The organism is Staphylococcus sp. GDX8P80P (genome assembly GCF_017893095.1).
In the GTDB taxonomy this organism is placed as follows: domain Bacteria; phylum Bacillota; class Bacilli; order Staphylococcales; family Staphylococcaceae; genus Staphylococcus; species Staphylococcus borealis.
The window spans coordinates 1-308 of sequence record NZ_JAESMI010000242.1 but is presented as its reverse complement, the minus strand read 5'-3'; the positions used below and the strand labels follow the sequence as shown (position 1 = coordinate 308).

Sequence of the window (308 nt, the reverse complement as noted above, 5' to 3'; positions counted from 1 at the left end):
GGGGAATTTATATGAGGTGAAAGAATAATTTACCCCTATAAACTTTAATCACCTCAAGTAAAGAGGTAAAATTGTTTAGTTTATATAAAAAATTTAAAGGTTTGTTTTATAGCGTTTTATTTTGGCTTTGTATTCTTTCATTTTTTAGTGTATTAAATGAAATGGTTTTAAATGTTTCTTTACCTGATATTGCAAATCATTTTAATACTACTCCTGGAATTACAAACTGGGTAAACACTGCATATATGTTAACTTTTTCGATAGGAACAGCAGTATATGGAAAATTATCTGATTATATAAATATAAAA

Annotated in this window: 1 protein-coding gene; it reads left to right on the top strand. The window is 25.3% G+C overall.

All coding sequences use genetic code 11. The annotated features are described in order from the left end of the window. Positions 1 to 71: 71 nt before the first annotated feature. On the top strand, positions 72 to 308 hold a 237-nt coding region (locus tag KA858_RS12630; RefSeq protein WP_150534663.1), incomplete at its 3' end, for an MFS transporter.